Below are 20621 nucleotides of genomic sequence, written 5' to 3'. Positions count from 1 at the left end.
GCAATCTATCAGCCGTGCACCTTTGCTGCAATGCCAGCCACGCGTTGCCCGAACAGCCGAGCAGTCTCCAGGTCGCCGGGCGCCATCTCCATCGGGCTCGCATCGGCCGGCGACGACGCGATCGCACCGCCGTACGACACCAGGTAGTTGACGTCGTTGCGCGTGGCGGCCTTGGTGTTGCTGGGCATCAGGCCCTGGCTGACCCAGATCATGGCGTGCTGCATGCCCAAATTAAAAAGAGTGGTCAGCGTCGCGCCCTTGTCGCCGTTCATGCCGGCGCTGTTGGTAAAGCCGCCCGCGATCTTGTCACGCCAGCCCTGCGCATACCAGACCCGGCTGGAGGCGTCGGCAAACTTCTTGAACTGCCAGCTCACATTGCCCATGTAGGTGGGAGAGCCGAAGATGATGGCGTCGGCCGCGGCCAGGGTGTCCCAGCCATCGGCCGGTACGTTGCCGTCGGCATCGATAGCCACCAGGCTCACCGCGCCCGAGGCGCCCGCGCCTTCGGCAACGGCCTGCGCCATGCGCTGGGTATGGCCGTACCCGGAGTGATAGACCACGGCGACGGTTGCCATTGCCTGCGCTGCGCGAGTCAGGACTTCAGCCTGGCGTCCACGCTCCAGCCACCCGCACCCCACACGGCAAAGGACAGCAGGCCGCCGGCAATGGCAAGGTTCTTGTAGAAGTTGATCTGCTGCATCATGAGCTGCGCGGCCGGCGCATCCCAGTAGCTGTGGAAGAAGATGCCGGCCGCCACGGTGTAGATGGCCATGATCAGCGCGGTCCAGCGTGTCTTGAAGCCGGTCAGCAGCATCAGCCCCAGGCCGAGTTCGACGACGATGGCGACCACGGCGCCGAGCTGCGGCAGCGGCAGGCCGTGCGACGTGATGTAGCCCACGGTGCCGGCAAAGCCGGCAATCTTGCCGAAGCCGGATGGTACGAACAGGATGGCGATCAGCAGGCGGCCGAGAAGGGTCAATGGGTTTTGAAGTGCGTTTGGCATGTTGATTTCTGTAAGGTGAAAAGGTGAAAAGGTGAAATGGATAAACGGCAAGTATGAGGGTATGAGGAGTCAGCAGGCACGCTCACGCACTCAGGTCGAACACCAGCACCTCGGCGTCCTTGCCGTGGGACAGGCTCAGGGCGCTTTCGCCCTCGATCAGCGCGGCGTCTCCTGCCACGAGCTTGTTGCCGTTGACCTGCAACTCGCCGCGCACCAGGTGCACATAGCCCTTGCGTGCAGGATTCAGAGTCAGCGTGGCGCCCTCAAGTCCGTCAAACAGCCCCGCGTAAACCGAGGCATCCGCGTGGACCGTGACCGAGCCCTGCGCACCGTCGGGCGAAGCCACCAGGCGCAGCGTGCCGCGCTTCTCAAGCTCGGGAAAGGTCTTTTGCTCGTAGCTGGGCGCAATGCCGAGCGCGTTGGGCTCGATCCAGATCTGCAGGAAATGCGTGGTCTGATCCTTCGCGTGGTTGAACTCGCTGTGCTGCACACCGGTGCCGGCACTCATGCGCTGCACGTCGCCCGGCGGAATGCCCTTCACGTTGCCCATGGTGTCCTTGTGCGCGAGGTTGCCCGACAGCACATAGCTGATGATTTCCATGTCGCGGTGCCCGTGCGTGCCGAAACCCATGCCCGGGGCGACGCGGTCCTCGTTGATCACGCGCAGGTTGCCCCAGCCCATGTGCTGGGCGTCGTAATAGCCGGCAAACGAGAAGCTGTGAAACGACTTGAGCCAGCCGTGGTCGGCATAGCCCCGGTCCTGTGATTTGCGAAGTGTCAGCATGATGCGTTCTCCTGGAATGCATTGAACTGTAGTCGCTGCGACCGCGAATACCATGCATGGCGTTTGATGGCATCATTCAAATTATTTGAATCTAAAGCCGCATTCCATGCAAACTCCCCGTGACGCGCTGACACCCGATGCGCTCGCCATGCTGCAGGCGATTGCCGCTGCCGGCAGCTTTGCCGCGGCGGCGCGTGCGCTCGGCCTGGTGCCGAGCGCGCTGACCTACCGCGTGCGCCAGATCGAGGATGCGCTCGACGTGCTGCTGTTCGACCGCAGCTCGCGCCAGGCCAGGCTGACCGCAGCCGGCCGCGAGCTGCTGGTGGAGGGCGCGCGCCTCTTGGGCGAGATCGACGCGGTGGCGAACCGCGTCAAGCGCGTGGCCACCGGCTGGGAGCCGCAGCTCACGCTGGCGGTGGACAGCGTGATCTCGCACACCACCATGATGGAGTTGTGCGAGGCCTTTTTTGCACTGGGCCCGCCGACCGCGGTCAAGCTGCGCGAGGAGGCGCTGTCGGGCACGCTGCAGGCGCTGACCTCGGGTCAGGCCGACCTGGCCATCGGCGTGGCCATGGAGCCCGCCACCAGCATGGGCGTGCACAGCAAACCGCTGGGCCAGCTTCACTTTGTCTTTGCCGTGGCGCCGCACCATGCGCTGGCCAGCGCTCCCGAGCCCTTGAGCGACGAGTTGATCCGCCGGCACCGCGCCGTGGCCGTAGCCGACTCGGTGCAGCGCGGCGGCGGCCTGACCTTCGGGCTGCTCGGCGGACAGGAAGTCTTGACCGTGCCCGGCATGCCGGCCAAGCTGGAGGCCCAGGTGCGCGGCCTCGGCTGCGGCTTTCTGCCCGCGCCGCTGGCGCGCCCCTACCTCGAGACTGGCCGCCTGGTGGCGCGGCAGGTCGAGCGACCGGCCCGGCTGGTGCGCTTCAGCTATGCCTGGCGCACGGCCACCCGCACCCCCCAGGGGCGGGCGCTGCAATGGTGGCTGGCGCAACTCGAGAGCCCGGCCACCCGCACCGCCCTGCTGGAGCGACAACATGGGTTTTAGAAACTCCACGCTTGCCACTGCGTGTAGAGTGCGCTCATGCCAACCCCACAAAGTGCAAAGATGACAAAACCTCCCCGTGCCCCGTCTGCTCAACCGGCGCTTCCCCGCCACATCGCCGTGATCGGCGCCGGCATGGCCGGCATCGCCTGTGCCCGCACGCTGGTGCAAGCCGGGCATCGCGTGACGGTGTTCGACAAGAACCAGGACGTGGGCGGGCGCATGGCCACGCACAACACGCCGTTCGGCACCTTCGATCACGGCACGCAGTACTTCACCGTGCGCGATGCGCGCTTTGCCCAGGCGCTGGCCACCACGCCCGGCGCCTGCAAGCCATGGAGCGCAAACACCGTGCGCGTGCTCGACACCTACGGCCGCGTGACCGCCGCCGGCTTGCCCGCGCGCGAGCCGCACTGGGTGCCGGCACCCGCCATGAACACGCTGCCGACCCAGTGGGCGCAGCCGCTGCACGAGGCTGGCGGCGTGGAGCTGCAGACTCGGGTCACGCGCATCGAGCCCGACCCGATCAGCGCGCAGCACTGGCAGTTGCGCACCAGCGGCGCCGAGGATTCGCAGCACGTGTTTTCGGGTTTTGACGCCGTGGTATTGGCCACCCCCTCGGCGCAGGCGCAGGAGCTGCTGCAAAATTCAAGGCAGGGCGCGCAATTGGCGAAGCAGATCAGCGCGGTGCGGGTCGCTCCCTGCTGGACGCTGATGCTGGCGTTTCCGCAGGCGGTGCAGCCCACGCTGACGCATCTGGGCCCGCAGTGGAACGCGGCGCGCAGCACGCACCACCGCATCGCCTGGCTGGCGCGCGAGTCGTCCAAGCCGGGACGCGGCGCCATCGAGCGCTGGACCGTGCAGGCCAGCGACGCCTGGTCGCACGAACACCTGGAAGACGACGCCCCGCGCGTGCAGGCCAAGCTGCTCAAGGCGTTTGCCGAGGTCACCGGCATCCGCACCGAACCGGCCCATGCCGAGGTGCACCGCTGGCGCGATGCCCAGACCCTCAAGCCGCTGGGCAAGACCCACGTGTGGGACGCCAAGGCGCGCCTGGGGCTGTGCGGCGACTACCTGATCGGCCACCGCGTGGAAGACGCGTTTGTCTCGGGGCTGGAGCTGGCGCTCGCCATGGCGTGAAGCGGGGCGCTGGCATGACGGCCTACATCGGCAGGTTCGCGCCGTCGCCAACCGGGCCGCTGCACGCGGGCTCTCTGGTCGCCGCACTGGCCAGCTGGCTCGATGCGCGCGCGCACGGCGGCCAGTGGCTGGTGCGCATCGAGGACGTGGACACGCCGCGCTGCGTCGCCGGCGCGGAGCACATCATCCTGGCGCAACTCGCGGCTTGCGGTTTGCTGCCCGATGCGCCGCCGCTGGTCCAGTCGCGGCGCGGAGCCTTGTACCAGCGCGCGCTGGATACGCTGGTCGCCGAGGGCCGCGCCTACCCCTGTGCCTGCTCGCGCAAGGACATCGAGGACGCGCTGGCCGCCCTGGGGGTCGAACGCCCGCGCCACGCCGAGCTGGTCTACCCCGGCACCTGCCGCCACGGCTTGCAGGGCCGGCGCGCACGCGCGTGGCGCTTCCTCACGGAGAAGTTTGAAGAAAAAGTGCCTGTAGCCCTTACTGGACCTACGCAATCAGCTACACCTTCGATAGCAGGCCCCATCGTTACCTGGATTGATCGCCGGCTCGGCGCGCAGCAGCAAAACGTGGCCGCCGAGGTCGGCGACTTCGTGCTCAAACGCGCCGACGGACTCTGGGCCTACCAACTGGCCGTGGTGGTGGACGATGCCGCGCAGGGCATCACCCACGTAGTGCGCGGCGTGGACCTGGCGGACAACACGCCGCGCCAGATCCTGCTGCAGCGCGCCCTGCAACTGCCCCCACCGGCCTACCTGCACACGCCGCTGGTCTGCGCGGCGAATGGTGAAAAGCTCTCCAAGCAAAACGGTGCGCAGGCATTCGATACCGCCAGCGCAGCAGGCGCCTTCAACGCGCTGGCGGCGGCCGCGGCCGTGCTGGGCTTGCCGCAGTACACAGGCACGGTGGCCGAGGCACTGGCCGTGTGGGCAGGCGCCTGGCGGCATCTCTACAATCCAGACTCCTCATGACCGCCGCCCCTGCCCCCTCCTCCGCTCCCGCCGCACCGCCTGGCGTGGCCCACCCCAAAAGCATTCGCAGCTTTGTGCGCCGCGCCGGCCGCACCACCACCGGCCAGGCCAAGGCTCTCGAAGATCTGGGGCCGAAGTTTGTGCTGCCGTATTCCGGGCATGCGATCGATTTGGCAGCAACCTTTGGCCGCAGCGCACCGACCATCCTCGAGATCGGCTTCGGCATGGGCGAGGCCACCGCGCACATCGCGGCGCTGATGCCTGAGAACAACTTCCTGTGCTGCGAAGTGCACCCGCCCGGCGTCGGCGCCCTGCTCAAGCGCATCGATGAGCAGAACCTCGCCAACATCCGCATCCTCGCGCATGACGCGGTCGAAGTCATCGACCACATGCTGCCGCTGCACGGCCTGGCTGGCATCCACATCTTCTTTCCTGACCCGTGGCACAAGAAGAAGCACAACAAGCGGCGCCTGATCCAGGCGCCGCTGGTGGCCAGGCTCGCCGCGCGCCTGAAACCCGGCGGCTACCTGCATTGCGCCACCGACTGGCAGCCCTATGCCGAGCAAATCCTGCAGGTGCTGAGCACTGAGCCACTGCTGCGCAACACCGCCGATGCAGCGGGCGACGGCTTTGCGCCCAAGCCCGACTACCGCCCGCTGACCAAGTTCGAGAACCGCGGCCTCAAGCTGGGCCACGGCGTGTGGGACGTGGTGTTCGAGCGGGTGTGAGCGCCGCGCCGGGCCGCTCCCAAGCAAGCTCGCACCGCAGTGCGCAGCACGAAGGTACTCCAGTGAGCACGCCCAGGCACGCCCTGCCGCCGACCCGCAACGGCGTCGGCCCGAGCTGCGTCGGCCTGCCCGCGGGCGACTGGCCCACCATCACGGATTTTCTGGTGCAGCGCTTCCCGGCGATCGACCGAGCCGTGTGGCTGCAGCGCATGCACGAAGGCCATGTGGTGGACGAGCATGGCGTGCCGGTCACGCCCGCTCGCGCCTATCAGGGCCACCTGCGGGTGTATTACTACCGCGACCTGGTCCAGGAGCCGCGCATCCCGTTCGATGAGGTCGTGCTGTACCAGGACGAGCACCTGGTCGTGGTCGACAAGCCGCACTTTTTGCCGGTGACGCCGTCCGGCCGCTACCTGCAGGAGACCCTGCTGGTGCGCCTGAAACGCAAACTCGGCATCGACACGCTGCAGCCGATCCACCGGATCGACCTGGACACGGCCGGCGTGGTGGTGTTCTCGATCCAGAGCGCCACGCGCGACGCCTACCACGCCCTGTTCCGGCGGCACGAGGTCGCCAAGCAATACGAAGCGATCGCGCCCTGGCGTGCCGGTTTGACGTTTCCGTGTGTGCGCCACAGCCGGATCGTCGCGGGCGCGCCTTTTTTCCGGCTGTGCGAAGCGGCGGGCGCCCCCAACGCCGAAACCCGGATCGACGTGCTCGAAATCAATGGCGCGCTGTCGCGTTACCGGCTGGAGCCCACGACCGGGCGCAAGCACCAGTTGCGCGTGCACATGGCGGCGCTGGGAATTCCCATTGTCAACGACCGCTTCTACCCCAGCCTCGTCGATGTGGCCGACGACGACTTCAGCCGGCCGCTGCAACTGCTGGCCCGCTCCATCGCCTTCCTTGACCCCGTCACGGGGCAGGCCAGGCGCTTCAAGAGTGCGTACCGCTTGAGCCTGGGCCATCCCGGTACGACGGAATAGGCTGCATCGAAGCCGCATTGAAGCCCCCATCGAAGGGAGCGTTACAATGAGATTGATTCTCATTTGCGAAGTCACCCATGTCCACGCCGCTCCCCATCCCGTCTCCCACCCAGCGAGCCCGGCCCGCGATCTCCCGCGGCAAGTTCCTGGCGGTACTCGGCCCTGGCCTGGTGGTCATGCTGGCCGACACGGACGCCGGCAGCATCATCACCGCAGCCCAGAGCGGCGCGCAATGGGGCTACAAGCTGTTGATCCTGCAGCTGGTGCTGATCCCGATCCTGTTTGTGGTGCAGGAACTGACCGTTCGCCTGGGTCTGGCGACCCAGCGAGGGCACGGTGAGCTGATCCGCGAAACATTCGGCCGCGGCTGGGCCTGGCTGTCGGTCGGAACCCTGTGCGTGGCCTGCGTGGGCGCGCTGCTGACCCAGCTCAGCGGCATCGCCGGGCTGGCGCAACTCTTCGGCGTTCCGGTGGTCCCGGCCATTGTCGTCACGATCGCCGGGATCATTTTCATGGTGTGGACGGGCTCCTACCACTCGGTGGAGCGGGTGGCGATCGCGTTCGGGCTGTTCGAGCTCGCGTTCGTATTCGTGGCATGGCGCTCTGCGCCGGACATTCATGAAGTGGCGGCGCAGTTTTTCGCGGTCCCGCTCGCCGACCCCCAGTACCTCTATCTCGCCGCCGCCAACATCGGCGCGGTGATCATGCCGTGGATGGTTTTTTATCAACAATCGGCCGTCGTCGACAAGGGTCTGGGCCTGGGCGACCTGAAGGCCGCACGCATCGACACGGCGATCGGTGCGCTGATCACCCAGCTCATCATGGCGGCCGTGCTGATCACCACCGGCGCCGTGCTCAGTGGCGGCAGCGGGACTACCGTGAAACTGGATAACGTTTCGCAAATCGCCGATGCCCTGACGCCGACGCTCGGCTACTCGGTCGGCCGGATCGTCTTCGCCATGGGCCTTGCCGGTGCGGCGCTGGTCGCCACCGTGGTGGTGTGCCTGACGGCCGCCTGGGGCCTGGGAGAGGTCGCCGGCTACAAACGCTCCCTTGAGCACAACCCCCGCGAGGCGCCCTGGTTCTACGGCGTCTTCAGCCTGGTCCTCGTCGCCGGCGGCGTGCTGGTGACATCCGGCGCGGATCTCGTCAAGCTCTCGGTGGCCGTTCAGGTCATGAATGCGCTGTTGCTGCCCGTCGTCCTCGGCTTCCTGTTCCTGCTGGCGCGCAGGGCGTTGACAGGCCCACATCGACTGAACGGCTGGTACGCATGGGTTGCCGGTGCATTGATCGTAGTCACCAGCGTCTTTGGCGTCTTTGCGGCGGTGTCGGGGCTGATCGGCTAGGCGTGCCGGTGGCGCCGCGCCCCGGATGCGTCAGACGATGCGTTGCCGCAACCTCAGGCCTGGACCTCTTTGGCCGTGATCTGGTACCTGAAATCGTCGGGTGAATACGGGTCCAGTCGTCCGCCGGCGTTTTCGGCTGCGGGGTACATGAAGAAGCCGAGCTTGTCGCCGCTCGAGTGGGGCAGCACCACGTCCGCCGCGCTGTTGTAGGCCATCCAGTTGCCTTCCCAACCGCCGAACAGTGCCCGGTTGACGGGCGCCACCACGCCGCCCCGGGTGCTCTTGATCCACTGCGGCGTCTCCTCGCGCATGACCTTGGCGACATCGGCCGGGTCCATCGCGACCCAGCCATGGCCCTTCAGGAACACCTCGGAGCGGCAGTGCTGCGCGCGCTGCAGGCCGGCCGGGTTGGCCCCAAGCGCCTTGTAGCCGAAGCTGGAGGGCGCCAGCCGCACGCCGTACAGGTCACGCGCCGGCACGCCCACCGCGCGGCTCAGGCCGACGAACAGCGCGTTCAGGTCGGCGCACTTGCCGCCCAGGTTGCCGGTCTCGAGCATGGTCTTGATGTCGCCCTCGCCGCAGCCGCGCACCTTGGGCTCGCGGTAGGTGTTGGCCACGATCCAGTCATAGATCTTGCGGACTTTCTCCACGTCGGTGTGGGCGCCCCGGGTCGCCTCAAGCGCGGTCTTGTTCACAATCCCGTCGGTGGGTATCAGGGCCGTGGGCTGCGTCCAGTGCTGGAGCGTATCGGCATCCTCGCGCGCGCTTTGGCGAGCCGACCAGTCCACGGCGCGGCTTTGCGTCTGCACGCGGCTGGTCAGCTCCACGAAGGGGTTGACCTCGCTCGCAGCGAACTCGGCGTAGAGCATTTGCGCGCCGGAGCGGCCATCGGCCATGCGTTGCGTTTTGCCGTTGCTGAAAAAGCTGCTCTCCAGCGAGCGCTGGTAGTCGCTGTCGATGCACGGGATGGGCAGCCAGACGCGGGTGGCGCCTTGCGGCAGCAGAATATCGACCCGCGTGGTCACATCGAAGGTGTGCCAGTCGCCAGGCCGGGGCGCGAAGCGGCGCGCCGCGGCATCGGCGGCCGGGCCGCCCTGTGCAAAATTAATAGCGGGTAGTGCAGCAGCCACAAAGGCTGCAGCGGTATTTTTCAGAAAAGTACGGCGCACGGTGGTCATGAAAAGATCTCCGGATGAGAAAAAACGACGCCACCGGGGCATGTCAAGGTGCCTCGGGATGCCAGTTGGCTGCCGTGCAGGAAGACCTTCAGGGCAGCGAGCGCATTATCGCCGCTGGGTAAAGGACGCCATGCCGGCGCGGGAATGACGAAATGCCGTCTTCCTCGATAGAAAGCTCATTGGTCCACCAGTACCAATGCGGGGTCGACGACGCGCCCACGGGGGTCAACGTATTAGCCACCGAATTGCGTGTAGCGCAGCACCAGCCGGGCGCACGCGGTGCAGCGAAATACAGCGATCGAACGAGAAGTATTTGACGGCAATGGGCGAATCGTAGCGCGTGCCGCCGGGATGGACTCCTCGAAGGTCAGCTCGTAGCTGTCACGATCGGCGAAATAAGGCACTCCTGTCAGCTGGCTACTTCTCATCGTGGTGCCGCAGGCCTTCGGTACAGTACGCAGCCTTCCCTTCAGGCGCATTTCTGCAGCAGGTGCTTACTTGCCTGTGCCGGTGTTCTTGACGTCCTTGATGGTTTCCATCTCCACGTTGTAGAGCTGGCCATTGACTTTCTCCACTTTGCGTATGTAGACGTTTTGGACTATGTCTCGGGTTTGAGCGTCGATGAGGAGCGGGCCCCGCGGGCTTTCAAAAGTCTGGCCCTTCATGGCCGCCAGCAATGCATCACCACCGCCCTTGCCGCCGGTTTTCCTCATGGCCTCGACAATCACGCGCATGCCGTCATAGCCACCAACAGCCATGAAGTTGGGACGCATGCCCTTGTTGGCCTTGGCAAAGGCCGCCACGAACTTCTGGTTAGCCGCCGACTTGTGCGCCGCCGAGTAGTGGTGCGAAGTCACGATACCCAGCGCGCCGTCACCCATGTCGTTCAGGGTGTCATCGTCCACCACGTCGCCTGTCCCGATCAACTTGATACCAGCCTTGTCCATACCTCGCTCGGTGAACTGCTTGACCAATGACGGGCCCTCGGGCGCGGGTACGAAAATGAAAATGGCGTCAGGCTTCAGGTCACGCGCTTTCTGCAGGAACGGTGAAAAGTCCGGATTGCGCAGCGGCACTCGCAGGCTCCCCGTGACTTCGCCGTCATTCAATGCAAAGCGATCTTTGAAATAGCGCTCGGCATCGATGCCCGGAGCGTAGTCGCTCACCAGGGTCACCACTTTCTTGATACCGTTTTTCGGCGCCCAGTCAGCAATGCCTACGGTCACTTGCGGCAGCGTGAAGCTGGTGCGGACGATGAAGGGCGATGCCTCGGTAATGCTCGAGGCTGCAGCTGACATCACAACCATCGGAGTCCTCGACTCGGTAGCGAGCGGAGCCGCGGCCAGGGCCGATGGCGTCAGGGCGAAGCCGGCCAGTACATCGACTTTGTCATTGACGATCAACTCCTGTGCGATGCGCTTGCTGCTGGCGGGCGTGCCTGTATCGTCCTTCAAGATGACTTCGATCTTTCTGCCCGAGACCGCACCGCCGGTCTCGGCCAGATAGAGCGCGACTGCTGCCTGGATCTGCTTGCCGACCTGGGCGAACGGACCGGTCATTGGAAGGATCAGGCCGATCTTGAAAGTATTTTGTTGTGCCAGGGAATGGGTGGTGCCAAAGGCAGTGACGGCAAAGGCCACAGCGGTGAAAAAAGCTCTCTTGTGCATGTTATGGTGTCTCCAGTCAGGGTTAAAGAAACCAAAAACCGCCTCATGGCATCTTTTGGTTTAGATCTCGATGGGAAGGCCGGTAAAGTTTTCGGAGAACGCCAGCCGCCCTGCCACAGTGCCGGTCATGTAGTCAAGGTCGGCGCGTTGCAGCCTGCGCACGAAGGCGTTGTCGCCAGGGATCTGGTGGACCATCGTGCACAGCCCGGCCGAGAAGCGCTGCACCAGCCACATGCGCTTGAGACAAATCTGGGAATAGCGGTCGAGAATGTCGGCCACCCCGCGTTTGTACTGCTCCACCAATCCCCGCCCCAGCACCTTCACATCGGCCATTGACGAGTTAAGGCCCTTGGCACCTGTGGGCGGCACGATATGGGCGGCGTCGCCGGCGAGGAAGAGGCGCCCGTATTGCATGGGCTCTGCCAGGAAGCTGCGCATGGCGGTCACGCCCTTTTGCGTGATCTTGCCTTCATTCACTGGCGGCATGCCGGGCACGTCAAGACGCTTGTGCAGCTCGGCCCAGATGCGGCCGTCTGACCAGCGGTCCGCGTCTTCGTTGGGCTCGCATTGCAGATAAAGACGAGTCACGCTGGGCGAACGGATGCTCAGCATCGCAAAGCCGTCTTCATGGCAGCCCCAGGTGATTTCGTTGGTCGGAGCGGGCGCTTCGGCCAGGATGCCTAGCCAGCCGAACGGATACACACGGTCGTAAATTTTCAGCACGCTGTCCGGTATGGCATCGCGGCAGACGCCGCGAAAGCCATCGCAACCGACAATGAAGTCGCACTGCAGCTCGCGCGGCTCGCCACCTTGTTCGAAGTGAATCGTCGGTTTCCTGGTCTGAAGACCCTCTATGCGCGTCACGGATGTTTCAAAAAGAATCTGGGCGCCGGCCTGCATCCGCGCCTTCATCAGGTCGGTCACCACCTCGTGCTGCGGGTAGACCCAGGTGCGGCGGCCGTTCGTGGCCTGATGGAAGTCGAGGCGGTGCGATTCGCCGCCGAAGCGAAAGTCGATCGCATGCTGCTCCAGTCCGAGCGTGCTGATGCGCTCGCCCAAGCCCAGCTCCTTGAGCATATCCACGGTTCCATGCTCCAGCACACCCGCCCGCAGCCGGCTTTGCACGTGCTCGCGGCTGGCGCGCTCGATGATGACCGACTCGATGCCTTCGAGGTGCAGCATGTGTGAGAGCATCAACCCTGCCGGACCGGCGCCCACGATACCTACTTGGGTGCGCATCAGATCTGCTCCTCGAGCGTGACGAGGCCCATTCCGGTGGTCATGGGTGCGTAATAATTGCGGTGTATGCGCCGCGCGCCGCTGGAGAGCGCGCCGCGCATCACCAGCCACATGATGAGCTCGATCCCTTCGACGCCAAACCTCTCCATCAGGGTCTGGTGGGTGAGCTGTGTCAGGCTCTCCGGGTCGCGCTCGATGCGGTCGAGAAAATCCATGTCGTTGTCGCGGTGCATCTGGCCGAAATTTTTCCCCGTCAGTTGGTGCGACATACCGCCCGTGCCGATGATGGCCACCCGCACGTCTCGCTCGTAGGACTCCACCGCGCGGCGGATCGCCTGGCCCAGCTTGTAGCAGCGGCGCGCCGTCGGCAAGGGATGCTGAAGCACGTTCACGGCGATGGGAACTGAGGCCACGGGCCAGCTTTCCTCGTGCTCGAAGCACAGATGCATCGGCACCAGAAAACCATGCTCCACGCGCATCTCCTGGCACACCGTGAGGTCGAACTCGTCGTACACGAGCGAGCGGCATAGATGCTGCGAGAACGCCAGATCGCCCGGGATGGCCGGCAGCGCACGGGTGCCGAAGCCCTCGTCGGCAATGGCATAGCTGTCGGCGCAGCCAACGGCAAAGGTCGGGTACTTATCGAAGAAAAAGTCCGCGCCGTGGTCGTTGTAGACCATGATGACGATATCGGGCTTCAGTTCCCTGAGCCATTCGCGCACAGGCACGTAAGCGTCGAACAGCGGCTTCCAGCCGGGGGTTTCGGTTTTGCCGCGGTCGTAAGCGCCGCCGATGGAGGGAACGTGCGAGGTGCCGATGCCGGCGACGATCTTGCCCATCAGGTGGCACTCCTTTCGTTGCGGGTGGCGAGGAACTGCTCGTAGGTTTCCCCGCGCATCTTCGCGCCCATGTAGTACAGGCCGTTGTCGGTGACCACGCCCAGCTTGAGCAGGAAGTAGATGTTCCCGCCGGCCGCGAGCAGGCCCGGGAAGTCGCGTGCACGCACTAGGCGCTTTTCTTCCTCGGTCAGCGCGTACTTGGCCATGAAGGCCTCTTCGTCCTTCTTGTACTCATCACGGTTATGAGGCTGCGACAATGCATTGCACATCTTGTTGATGCGGTAGCCGCGCCAGGACATAGCCAAGTCGAAAACGTCCGAGTCCGCGATCTTCGCGCCTGGGCTGAGTTGTTGAGTGGTCATTAAAAGATTCTTTAGTTACGGAGGCACAGGCAAGCAAGATTCGCCCGCCGAGGTGCGGAGCTTAAGAGTCGGAGATATAGTTCATCTATACAACTACCTTTAGGCCCCGCAGGATCTGCTTCTCATATGTCTTTCGACCAGCCCGCCACCGTCGATGATTTGCTCAACTACAGGCTCAACTGCCTGCTGGCGAGCAGCGGTGTGATGGTGGTTCGCCTCTGTGAGGGCCTCTATGGCATCACCCGTCGGGAGTGGCGGCTGATCGCCATACTGGCCGCTCACGGGGTGATGTCGCCATCGGAACTTGCGGCGAGGGGGCACCTCGAGCGCGCCAGGGTGTCACGCCACATCACCGAGCTGGTGGCCAAGAAGCTGATGACGCGGGTCGGCATGCCCGAGGACAAGCGCCGTGCCCAAGTAGAGCTCACCGACCAGGGGCGAAAGCTCTATGACGAGCTATTTCCGCAATCAGTGAAATTCAACAACATGGTGCTGCATGCGCTGACAGCCTCGGAGCTTGCGGCGTTCGACAGGGCGTTGACACGGTTGACGGAAGTAGCGGAGCGACTAAGCAACTCACACCCCGTCGTGGCAAAGGCCGACCGGCGCCATGGCGGCAGTCGTCGCTTTGTCAAACCCGAAAGCGTCGGCGGGTTATGGCCAACGAGCATTAACGATGCACCGGGCATGTCCAGAAGCAGGTCGCGGACTAAGTGACGCGAGTGCCGATCAAAACGTAAACATTTCGCCATCTTTCTAGTGCAGTGTTCCATTCTGTTTGGCACTTAAGCGGTGATTCGCACGAATGACCTTCTGCAGGATGTCCCGAGCGCTCTTGGTCCAGATGAACGGTTTGGGGTTGGTGTTGTGATGCGTGACGTACTCATCGATGGCAGTGACGAGTTCGGGCACGCTGGTGAACACGCCCCGGCGCAGCCGCTCGGTGGTGATGTCGCGAAAGAAGCGCTCGACCATGTTCAGCCACGACGCCGAGGTGGGTGTGAAGTGCATGTTGAAGCGCGGATGCTTGGCCAGCCAGTCCTGCACGGCCGGGTGCTTGTGCGTGGCGTAGTTGTCGGCAATCAGATGCAGCGTCTTGTCCTTGGGCGTTTCCCGATCGATTTGGCGCAGGAACTTCAGCCACTCGATGTGGGTGTGGTGCTGCTGGCACTGGCCGATGACCTGGCCGTCCAGCACGTTGAGTGCGGCGAACAAGGTGGTGGTGCCGTTGCGCTTGTAGTCGTGCGTCATGGTGGCCGCGCGACCCTTCTTCATCGGCAGTCCGGGCTGCGTGCGGTCCAGCGCCTGCACCTGGCTCTTCTCGTCGCAGCACAGCACCAGCGCATGCTCGGGTGGCGACATGTACAGGCCCACGATGTCTTCGAGCTTCTCGACGAACTTCGGGTCGCGCGAGACCTTGAAGCCGCGCACGACGTGCGGCTTCAAGCCGTGGGCGTGCCAATGGCGCATGACGGTGCTGGCGCTCACGCCCAACTCGGTGCCCATCTTGCGCGTGCTCCAGTGCGTGGCCGCCGCGGGCGTGCTCTGGGTTGTCAACGCCACCAGGCGAGCAATGTCCACCTTCACCGGCGGCGCGCCGCGCGGCAGATCGCGCTCGATGCCCGCACGCCGCGACTCGAGATAGCGCTCACGCCAGCGCGACACCTGCACCCGGCCCACGCCCACCTGCCCGGCAATCTCCTTGTTCTGCAGCCCCTGCGCAGCCAGCAACACGATGCGTGCGCGCAGCGCCAGCCTCACGCTGGTGAGCTTGGAGCAGGCCAGCCGCGTCAACTCGGCTCGCTCCTCATCGGTCAGCACAATCTCGGGGGCAACTCGCACTTGCGTTCTCCACTCTGCTTCGTAGTAGAGCATCGGAGACCCGTCCTTGATTTAAGTTCCCACAAGATCGCAACACTACACTAGCTCCGCGGTGACTGCGTCCGCTTTGAGCCGCCATGGAGAGATGTGCATGGCGCCCCATGGCCGGTTCCTGGCCGGCGTGCAGCGCCTGGACGTCATGCTGACCATGCTGTTCGTGGGCTACGGCTTCCTCGGCCTGGTGGTGCCGACCACCACCGTACTCGCGCTGGAAAAGCACGGCGCAATCGCCGGAACGGCCTCGACATTGATGGGCACACGCTGCGGTTCGTCACCGGCGCGCTGGTAACGGCGATCGCCGGCCTGTTCGTGGGCGGCAGCGCGCGGCCAATAGCCGCGAACATAGCCGATTTCGTGCTGGTGGCGTACGCGCTGACGCGCTGTACCTTGAGAGGCCCCCACTCCCCACCGATGCCGGCGCCTTGCCCTGCAGCCGGGGTAAACCGCCGCAGTAACGCGTTGCCCGGCCCCCATGCTTTGTCGCTTCGCGTACTGCACTGCCCCCTCGAGGGGGCTGAACTTGCCCCAGGCGACCCTTCGCTGCGTTAACGCATCAGCAGCGGTGCGATCAATTGCTCCGCGGCCTGACCGGTCCACTCCACCTCGCCCTGCACGCGCTGGCGCGGCTGGCCGGTGGCATCGATCAGCACCGTGGTGGGAAAAATGCGCGCACCCCACTGCCGCGCCATGTCGCCCGCGGGGTCCAGCAGCACAGGCAAACTCAAGGCCGACGCCTGCGCAAAGCGCGCGGCCGTGGCCCTGGATTCCTTGAAGTTGATGGCCAGCACCACGATTTTGTCGGGCCCGTAGATCGCGGCCATGTCCTGCAGCGACGGCATCTCGGCGCGGCATGGCGGGCACCAGCTGGCCCAGAAATTGAGCAGCACCGCGCGGCCGCGCAAGTCGGCCAACCGCCAGGTTTTGCCGTCGAGATCGGCGGCTTGCAACGACGGTGCGCGCTGCCCGGCAGGCCAGCGCGAAACTTCAAAATCCTTCGCCCAGGCCGCGCCAGCACCCGCCGCAGTAAGCACGGCCAGATGTTTGAGAAACTGCCGCCGCTCCGACGTGATATCAGTCATATCGTGCTGTAGCCCTTGTTCCATATGCGCAGATAGCTATTCATTAAATAGCACCTCCAACCTTGCCGGCCACCCAGGCCGGCACGCTCGCCAGCGCCCCCGCCAAGCCCGCCGGGTGGGTGCCGCCAGCCATGGCCATGTCCGGCTTGCCGCCGCCCTTGCCGCCGACCTGTTGCGCCACGAAGTTGACCAGCTCGCCGGCCTTGACGCGGCCCAGGCTGTCGGCCGTCACGCCGGCCGCGATCTGCACCTTGTCGCCGTCCACCGTGGCGAGCACGATGGCCGCCGTCTTGAGCTTGTCCTTGAGTTTGTCCAGCGTATCGCGCAGCGTTTTCGCGTCGGCACCATCGAGCCGGGCTGCGAGCACCTTGATGCCCTTGACATCCACCGCCTGCGCCATCAACTCGTCGCCCTGGCTGGACGCCAGCTTGCCCTTGAGCGTTGCGACTTCCTTTTCCAGCGTCCTGACCTGATCCTGCACCTGCGCAATCCGTGTCACCAGTTCCGCAGGCTGCGTCTTGAGCGCCGCGGAGGCCTTGGCCATGGCGGCTTCGAGCTCTTGCACATAGGCCATCGCCACGCTGCCCGTCACCGCTTCCACGCGGCGCACGCCGGCAGCGACGCCGCTCTCGGCCACGATCTTGAAGAAGCCAATATCGCCCGTGCGCTGCACGTGGGTGCCCCCGCACAGTTCTTTGGAGGTGCCGATCTCCAGCACGCGAACTTCATCGCCGTACTTTTCGCCAAACAGCATCATCGCGCCCGAATTTTTGGCCGACTCAATGTCCATCACCGTCGCGCTGGTGGCCGAGTTGGCCAGGATTTCGGCGTTGACACGGCGCTCGATTTCCGCGATGTCCGCATTCGACACCGGCGCATTGTGCGCAAAGTCAAAGCGCGTGCGCGACGCATTCACCAGTGAGCCCTTTTGCTGCACGTGCGGGCCCAGCACCTCGCGCAGCGCCTTGTGCATCAGGTGCGTCACGCTGTGGTTGCGCATGGTTTGTGCGCGCACGGCCGTGGCGACCTGCGCCGTCACCGCATCGCCCACCTTGAGCGAGCCCTGCGCCAGCGTGCCGTGATGGCCGAACACATCGGCCTTGATTTTTTGCGTGTCGGCCACATCGAACCGGGCCGTGTCGCTGGCAATGGTGCCCTCGTCGCCGACCTGGCCGCCGCTCTCCGCATAAAACGGCGTGGACGCCAATACCACCACCCCGGCTTGACCTGCTTTTAGCTCGTCAGTCGGCTTCCCGTCTTGATACAGCGCTACGATTTTGGTAGTCTGCGCAAGCTGGTCGTAGCCGATGAAGGTGTTGCCCAGGCCCGCGTATTCGAGCGCGCGGTCCATCTTGAACTTGCCGGCGGCGCGGGCCTGGGCCTTTTGTCGATCCATCGCCGCATGAAAACCGGCCTCGTCCACCGCCACGCCGCGCTCGCGGCACACGTCGGCCGACAAATCGAGCGGAAAACCGAAGGTGTCGTGCAGCTTGAAGGCCACTTCACCGGGCAGCACTTGGGTGCCGCCGGCCAGCGCGGCATCGAGGATGGCCATGCCGTGCTCCAGCGTTTCGAAGAAGCGCTCCTCTTCGGTCATGAGTACGTCCATGATGCGCTGCTGCTGGGCCGCGAGGTTCGGGTAGGCCTCGCCCATCAGCGCCACCAGGTCGGGCACCAGCTTATAGAAGAACGGCGTCTTCTTACCGAGCTGGTAGCCGTGGCGAATGGCGCGGCGAATGATGCGCCGCTGCACATAGCCGCGCCCTTCGTTGCTCGGATTCACGCCGTCGCTCACGAGGAAGGCGGTGGCGCGGATGTGGTCGGCAATCACGCGCAGGCTCTTGTTGCCCAGGTCGTCGCAACCGGTCTCGCGCGCGGCCGCCTTGATGAGCGCCTCGAAAATATCGATCTCGTAGTTGCTGTGCACGTGCTGCAGGATGGCGGCCAGCCGCTCCAGGCCCATGCCGGTGTCCACGCACGGCGCGGGCAACGGTTTCACCGAGCCATCGGGCTGCATGTCGAACTGCATGAACACGTGGTTCCAGATCTCGATATAGCGGTCGCCGTCGGCGTCCGGGCTGCCCGGCGGGCCGCCGGGGATGCCTTCGCCGTGGTCATAGAAGATCTCGGAGCACGGGCCGCACGGGCCGGTGTCGGCCATCATCCAGAAGTTGTCGGACGCGTACTTCGCGCCCTTGTTGTCGCCGATGCGCACCACGCGTTCGGGCGGCAGGCCGATGTCCTGGGTCCAGATGTCATAGGCCTCGTCGTCGTCGATGTAGACCGTGGCCCAGAGCTTGTCGGCGGGCAGCTTGTAGACCTGGGTCAGCAGCTCCCAGCCCCACTGGATCGACTCGCGCTTGAAGTAGTCGCCGAAGCTCCAGTTGCCCAGCATCTCGAAGAAAGTGTGGTGCCGCGCGGTGTAGCCCACGTTCTCCAGGTCGTTGTGCTTGCCGCCCGCGCGCAGGCAGGCCTGCACCGAGGCCGCGCGCACGTAGCTGCGCTTGTCGGTGCCGAGGAACACGTCCTTGAACTGCACCATGCCCGAGTTGGTGAACATCAGCGTCGGGTCGTTCGCTGGCACCAGGGAGCTCGAAGGCACCACGGTGTGGCCTTTGGACGCGAAGAAGTCGAGGAAGGTCTTGCGGATGTCGGCAACGGTGAAAGTGGGTGTGCTCATTTTTTGAGTGTTGTCATGCCGACGGCCGTCAGGGGCTGCCGATCGCGCGTCAATGCGTGGTTGGGAACAACCTTTAATTATAAGTTTCAGGCTATAGGCATCGCGCGGCGCTGCACCGGTATCCGCGCTATGCTTGAAGGTTGTCAGAACAACGATACCCCCCCTTCAGCGGTACTACCTTGCTGCCGCCCCCTTCCGGAGACCCCTTATGGACATGAAAACATCCCCCCTTTCGCTGCTCAAAGACCCCAGCCTTTTCAAAACCGACGCCCTGGTGAATGGCCAATGGCTCAAGGGCGCCTCGCGCTTTGACGTGCTGGACCCGGCCACCGGCCGCAAACTGGCCGACGTGGCGAATCTCGGCGCGCAGGACGCCGAAGCCGCCATCGCCGCCGCCAACGCCGCCTGGCCGGCCTGGCGCAGCCAGACCGCCAAGCAGCGCCACGCCATTTTGATGAACTGGTTCCAGCTGTTGATGGCGAATCAGGACGACCTGGGACGCCTCATGACGGCCGAGCAGGGCAAACCGCTGGCCGAAGCCAGGGGCGAAGTCGCCTATGGCGCCAGCTTTGTCGAATGGTTTGCCGAAGAGGCCAAGCGCGTCAACGGCGAAACCCTGGCGCAATACGACAACAACCGCCGCGTGATTGTGCTGAAGCAGCCGATCGGCGTGTGCGCCGCGATCACGCCCTGGAATTTCCCCCTGGCGATGATCACGCGCAAGGTGGCGCCCGCGCTCGCGGCCGGCTGCCCGGTGGTGATCAAGCCGGCCGAGCTGACCCCTTTGACCGCGCTGGCGGCCGCCGAACTGGCGGTGCGCGCCGGCATCCCGGCCGGCGTGCTCAACATGCTCTCGGCCGATAGCACCAACAGCATCGCGATTGGCAAGGTGTTGTGCGCCAGCGATGTGGTGCGGCATCTGAGCTTCACCGGCTCCACCGAAGTGGGCCGCATCCTGATGGCACAGAGTGCGCCCACGGTCAAGAAACTGTCGCTGGAGCTGGGCGGCAACGCACCCTTCATCGTGTTCGACGATGCCGATATCGACAGCGCGGTCGAAGGGGCCATGGCCAGCAAATACCGCAATGCGGGCCAGACCTGCGTCTGCTCCAACCGCCTGTATGTGCAGGACGCGGTGTACGACGAATTTGTCCAGAAGTTCTCCGCCAAGGTCAAGCAACTCAAGGTGGGCAACGGCTTCGAGGACGGCGTGGTGCAGGGTCCTTTGATCGAAGACGCGGCGGTGGACAAGGTGGCGCGCCACGTGGCCGATGCGGTGGCCAAGGGCGGCAAGCTCCAGGTCGGCGGCCGCAAGCTGCAGGGACAGTTCTTCGAGCCCACCGTGATCTCGGACGCCACGGCCGACATGCTGTGCGCGCGCGAGGAAACCTTTGGTCCATTGGCCCCGGTGTTTCGCTTCAAGACCGAGCAGGAAGCCATAGCCGCGGCCAACAACACCGAGTTTGGCCTGGCCAGCTATTTCTACAGCCGCGATGTGGGCCGCATCTTCCGCGTGGCCGAGGCGCTGGAGTACGGCATGGTGGGCATCAACGCGGGCGTGATTTCCACCGAGCACGTGCCGTTCGGCGGCGTCAAGCAGTCCGGCCTGGGCCGCGAAGGCTCCAGCCACGGCATGGAAGAGTACGTTGAAATGAAATACCTCTGCCTGGGCGACATCCTCAAGTAGGCCTGC

At 64.8% G+C, this 20621-nt stretch carries 21 protein-coding genes; 9 read left to right on the top strand and 12 right to left on the bottom strand.

Features of this window, described 5'->3' with window-relative positions; all coding sequences use genetic code 11:
- Window positions 1–8: 8 nt before the first annotated feature.
- From EUB48_RS07610 to EUB48_RS07600, 3 genes are all read right to left on the bottom strand, one after another.
- Window positions 9–575, bottom strand: a complete 567-nt coding sequence (locus EUB48_RS07610) for a flavodoxin family protein (protein ID WP_142818333.1) — start codon at window positions 573–575, stop codon at window positions 9–11.
- A gap of 17 nt (window positions 576–592) precedes the next feature.
- Entirely contained in the window at window positions 593–1003 is a 411-nt protein-coding gene (locus EUB48_RS07605; protein WP_142818332.1) for a DoxX family protein, read from the bottom strand.
- 82 nt (window positions 1004–1085) lie between these two features.
- Window positions 1086–1787 (bottom strand): pirin family protein, encoded by a 702-nt coding sequence (locus tag EUB48_RS07600; RefSeq protein WP_142818331.1) that lies wholly within the window; start codon window positions 1785–1787, stop codon window positions 1086–1088.
- A 106-nt stretch (window positions 1788–1893) separates the two neighbouring features.
- Here EUB48_RS07600 and EUB48_RS07595 point away from each other — a divergent pair, with 106 nt between their 5' ends.
- From EUB48_RS07595 to EUB48_RS07570, 6 genes are all read left to right on the top strand, one after another.
- The gene (locus EUB48_RS07595; protein ID WP_142818330.1) at window positions 1894–2835 is read left to right on the top strand and encodes a LysR family transcriptional regulator; all 942 of its coding nucleotides are present in this window, start codon (window positions 1894–1896) and stop codon (window positions 2833–2835) included.
- A gap of 60 nt (window positions 2836–2895) precedes the next feature.
- Complete coding sequence (locus EUB48_RS07590) at window positions 2896–3972, top strand: NAD(P)/FAD-dependent oxidoreductase (RefSeq protein WP_142818329.1); 1077 nt, start codon at window positions 2896–2898, stop codon at window positions 3970–3972.
- Between the two features lie 14 nt (window positions 3973–3986).
- Window positions 3987–4943 (top strand): tRNA glutamyl-Q(34) synthetase GluQRS, encoded by a 957-nt coding sequence (gluQRS, locus tag EUB48_RS07585; RefSeq protein WP_142818328.1) that lies wholly within the window; start codon window positions 3987–3989, stop codon window positions 4941–4943.
- Window positions 4940–5671 carry a tRNA (guanosine(46)-N7)-methyltransferase TrmB gene (gene trmB / locus EUB48_RS07580; RefSeq protein WP_142818327.1) on the top strand — a complete coding sequence of 244 codons (732 nt, stop codon included), beginning with the start codon at window positions 4940–4942 and terminating at the stop codon, window positions 5669–5671. Before gluQRS ends, trmB begins: the two co-directional genes overlap by 4 nt.
- A 62-nt stretch (window positions 5672–5733) precedes the next feature.
- Window positions 5734–6657, top strand: coding sequence for a pseudouridine synthase (locus tag EUB48_RS07575; RefSeq protein WP_142818326.1), 924 nt, complete (start codon window positions 5734–5736; stop codon window positions 6655–6657).
- A gap of 77 nt (window positions 6658–6734) precedes the next feature.
- Window positions 6735–8003 carry an Nramp family divalent metal transporter gene (locus EUB48_RS07570; protein WP_142818325.1) on the top strand — a complete coding sequence of 423 codons (1269 nt, stop codon included), beginning with the start codon at window positions 6735–6737 and terminating at the stop codon, window positions 8001–8003.
- A 53-nt stretch (window positions 8004–8056) separates the two neighbouring features.
- Here the strand turns inward: EUB48_RS07570 and EUB48_RS07565 are convergent, their stop codons facing one another.
- The 6 genes from EUB48_RS07565 to EUB48_RS07540 all read right to left on the bottom strand — a co-directional run bounded on the left by EUB48_RS07565 (window position 8057) and on the right by EUB48_RS07540 (window position 13288).
- Complete coding sequence (locus EUB48_RS07565; protein ID WP_142818324.1) at window positions 8057–9181, bottom strand: transglutaminase-like domain-containing protein; 1125 nt, start codon at window positions 9179–9181, stop codon at window positions 8057–8059.
- 233 nt (window positions 9182–9414) lie between these two features.
- On the bottom strand, window positions 9415–9660 hold the full coding sequence (locus EUB48_RS07560; protein ID WP_142818323.1) for a hypothetical protein: 246 nt from the start codon (window positions 9658–9660) through the stop codon (window positions 9415–9417).
- Window positions 9661–9675: 15 nt separating this feature from the next.
- Window positions 9676–10848 (bottom strand): ABC transporter substrate-binding protein, encoded by a 1173-nt coding sequence (locus EUB48_RS07555; RefSeq protein WP_142818322.1) that lies wholly within the window; start codon window positions 10846–10848, stop codon window positions 9676–9678.
- A gap of 60 nt (window positions 10849–10908) precedes the next feature.
- On the bottom strand, window positions 10909–12087 hold the full coding sequence (locus EUB48_RS07550) for a 4-hydroxybenzoate 3-monooxygenase (protein ID WP_142818321.1): 1179 nt from the start codon (window positions 12085–12087) through the stop codon (window positions 10909–10911).
- The gene (locus tag EUB48_RS07545; RefSeq protein ID WP_142818320.1) at window positions 12087–12926 is read right to left on the bottom strand and encodes a class III extradiol dioxygenase family protein; all 840 of its coding nucleotides are present in this window, start codon (window positions 12924–12926) and stop codon (window positions 12087–12089) included. The genes EUB48_RS07550 and EUB48_RS07545 overlap by 1 nt, the downstream gene beginning before the upstream one ends.
- Window positions 12926–13288, bottom strand: coding sequence for a protocatechuate 3,4-dioxygenase (locus tag EUB48_RS07540; RefSeq protein WP_142818319.1), 363 nt, complete (start codon window positions 13286–13288; stop codon window positions 12926–12928). Before EUB48_RS07540 ends, EUB48_RS07545 begins: the two co-directional genes overlap by 1 nt.
- 126 nt (window positions 13289–13414) lie before the next feature.
- Between EUB48_RS07540 and EUB48_RS07535 the strand changes: the two genes are divergently transcribed.
- Window positions 13415–14005, top strand: a complete 591-nt coding sequence (locus EUB48_RS07535) for a MarR family winged helix-turn-helix transcriptional regulator (protein WP_142818318.1) — start codon at window positions 13415–13417, stop codon at window positions 14003–14005.
- A 39-nt stretch (window positions 14006–14044) separates the two neighbouring features.
- Here EUB48_RS07535 and EUB48_RS07530 read toward each other — a convergent pair whose 3' ends face one another.
- Complete coding sequence (locus EUB48_RS07530) at window positions 14045–15130, bottom strand: IS630 family transposase (protein ID WP_142818317.1); 1086 nt, start codon at window positions 15128–15130, stop codon at window positions 14045–14047.
- A 130-nt stretch (window positions 15131–15260) separates the two neighbouring features.
- On the opposite strand from EUB48_RS07530, the gene EUB48_RS21930 reads away from it, so the two are divergent.
- Complete coding sequence (locus EUB48_RS21930; RefSeq protein ID WP_210411706.1) at window positions 15261–15458, top strand: hypothetical protein; 198 nt, start codon at window positions 15261–15263, stop codon at window positions 15456–15458.
- A 256-nt stretch (window positions 15459–15714) separates the two neighbouring features.
- Here EUB48_RS21930 and EUB48_RS07520 read toward each other — a convergent pair whose 3' ends face one another.
- Complete coding sequence (locus EUB48_RS07520) at window positions 15715–16248, bottom strand: TlpA family protein disulfide reductase (RefSeq protein ID WP_168226711.1); 534 nt, start codon at window positions 16246–16248, stop codon at window positions 15715–15717.
- A gap of 43 nt (window positions 16249–16291) precedes the next feature.
- Entirely contained in the window at window positions 16292–18928 is a 2637-nt protein-coding gene (gene alaS / locus EUB48_RS07515; protein WP_142818315.1) for an alanine--tRNA ligase, read from the bottom strand.
- Window positions 18929–19136: 208 nt separating this feature from the next.
- Here alaS and EUB48_RS07510 point away from each other — a divergent pair, with 208 nt between their 5' ends.
- Window positions 19137–20615 (top strand): NAD-dependent succinate-semialdehyde dehydrogenase, encoded by a 1479-nt coding sequence (locus EUB48_RS07510; protein ID WP_142818314.1) that lies wholly within the window; start codon window positions 19137–19139, stop codon window positions 20613–20615.
- Window positions 20616–20621: the final 6 nt, after the last annotated feature.

The sequence above is a fragment of the Rhodoferax sediminis genome (genome assembly GCF_006970865.1).
In the GTDB taxonomy this organism is placed as follows: domain Bacteria; phylum Pseudomonadota; class Gammaproteobacteria; order Burkholderiales; family Burkholderiaceae_C; genus Rhodoferax_A; species Rhodoferax_A sediminis.
Note: the sequence above shows the minus strand (reverse complement) of the source record. Positions and strands in the feature narration are given on the sequence as shown.

Excerpts from the sequence above, each read along its gene's own strand:
- EUB48_RS07610 (WP_142818333.1), bottom strand. The coding sequence starts at position 575 with ATGGCAACCGTCGCCGTGGTCTATCACTCCGGGTACGGCCATACCCAG.
- EUB48_RS07605 (WP_142818332.1), bottom strand. The coding sequence starts at position 1,003 with ATGCCAAACGCACTTCAAAACCCATTGACCCTTCTCGGCCGCCTGCTG.
- EUB48_RS07600 (WP_142818331.1), bottom strand. The coding sequence starts at position 1,787 with ATGCTGACACTTCGCAAATCACAGGACCGGGGCTATGCCGACCACGGC.
- EUB48_RS07595 (WP_142818330.1), top strand. The coding sequence starts at position 1,894 with ATGCAAACTCCCCGTGACGCGCTGACACCCGATGCGCTCGCCATGCTG.
- EUB48_RS07590 (WP_142818329.1), top strand. The coding sequence starts at position 2,896 with ATGACAAAACCTCCCCGTGCCCCGTCTGCTCAACCGGCGCTTCCCCGC.
- gluQRS (WP_142818328.1), top strand. The coding sequence starts at position 3,987 with ATGACGGCCTACATCGGCAGGTTCGCGCCGTCGCCAACCGGGCCGCTG.
- trmB (WP_142818327.1), top strand. The coding sequence starts at position 4,940 with ATGACCGCCGCCCCTGCCCCCTCCTCCGCTCCCGCCGCACCGCCTGGC.
- EUB48_RS07570 (WP_142818325.1), top strand. The coding sequence starts at position 6,735 with ATGTCCACGCCGCTCCCCATCCCGTCTCCCACCCAGCGAGCCCGGCCC.
- EUB48_RS07565 (WP_142818324.1), bottom strand. The coding sequence starts at position 9,181 with ATGACCACCGTGCGCCGTACTTTTCTGAAAAATACCGCTGCAGCCTTT.
- EUB48_RS07560 (WP_142818323.1), bottom strand. The coding sequence starts at position 9,660 with ATGCGCCTGAAGGGAAGGCTGCGTACTGTACCGAAGGCCTGCGGCACC.
- EUB48_RS07555 (WP_142818322.1), bottom strand. The coding sequence starts at position 10,848 with ATGCACAAGAGAGCTTTTTTCACCGCTGTGGCCTTTGCCGTCACTGCC.
- EUB48_RS07550 (WP_142818321.1), bottom strand. The coding sequence starts at position 12,087 with ATGCGCACCCAAGTAGGTATCGTGGGCGCCGGTCCGGCAGGGTTGATG.
- EUB48_RS07545 (WP_142818320.1), bottom strand. The coding sequence starts at position 12,926 with ATGGGCAAGATCGTCGCCGGCATCGGCACCTCGCACGTTCCCTCCATC.
- EUB48_RS07540 (WP_142818319.1), bottom strand. The coding sequence starts at position 13,288 with ATGACCACTCAACAACTCAGCCCAGGCGCGAAGATCGCGGACTCGGAC.
- EUB48_RS07535 (WP_142818318.1), top strand. The coding sequence starts at position 13,415 with ATGTCTTTCGACCAGCCCGCCACCGTCGATGATTTGCTCAACTACAGG.
- EUB48_RS21930 (WP_210411706.1), top strand. The coding sequence starts at position 15,261 with ATGGCGCCCCATGGCCGGTTCCTGGCCGGCGTGCAGCGCCTGGACGTC.
- EUB48_RS07520 (WP_168226711.1), bottom strand. The coding sequence starts at position 16,248 with ATGACTGATATCACGTCGGAGCGGCGGCAGTTTCTCAAACATCTGGCC.
- alaS (WP_142818315.1), bottom strand. The coding sequence starts at position 18,928 with ATGAGCACACCCACTTTCACCGTTGCCGACATCCGCAAGACCTTCCTC.
- EUB48_RS07510 (WP_142818314.1), top strand. The coding sequence starts at position 19,137 with ATGGACATGAAAACATCCCCCCTTTCGCTGCTCAAAGACCCCAGCCTT.